The following is a 468-nucleotide window of genomic DNA, read 5'->3' as shown; positions in this document are numbered from 1 at the left end:
TTCCCGGCCATAGCGCTCATAGACGTACTGCATCACCTCCTCGCGCCGCTCGTGCTCGAAGTCGACGTCGATGTCGGGCGGCTCGCCGCGGTTTTCGGAGATGAAGCGGGTGAACAGCAGGCGGTGCCTGGTGGGATCGATGGCGGTGACGCCCAGGCAGTAGCAGACCGAGGAATTGGCCGCCGAGCCGCGCCCCTGGCACAGGATCCCCTGCCCCCGCGCCCAGCCGACGATGTCGTGCACGGTGATGAAGTAGTTGGGGTAGTCCATCTTGGCGATCAGCCGCAGCTCTTCCTTCAGCTGCGCGGCCACCTTCTCGGGCACGCCGTCCGGATAGCGCCAGGCCGCCCCCTGCCAGGTCAGGTCGGTCAGGTGCTGCATCGAGGTCTTGCCCGGCGGCACGGGCTCGTCGGGATACTCCTCGTGCAGGTCGGAAAGGTCGAAGCCGATGCGCGCGACGATCTCGAC

Annotated in this window: 1 pseudogene; it reads right to left on the bottom strand. The window is 67.1% G+C overall.

Annotated elements, in window-relative coordinates:
- A pseudogene (dnaE2, locus tag AB4Y64_RS17730) lies at window positions 1–468 on the bottom strand (error-prone DNA polymerase); the annotation flags it as partial.

Origin of the sequence: Lysobacter sp. TAF61 (genome assembly GCF_052113485.1) — a bacterium.
Taxonomy (GTDB): domain Bacteria; phylum Pseudomonadota; class Gammaproteobacteria; order Xanthomonadales; family Xanthomonadaceae; genus Lysobacter_J.
The sequence above is the reverse complement of the archived record's forward strand: the minus strand, read 5'-3'. Positions and strand labels throughout refer to the sequence as shown.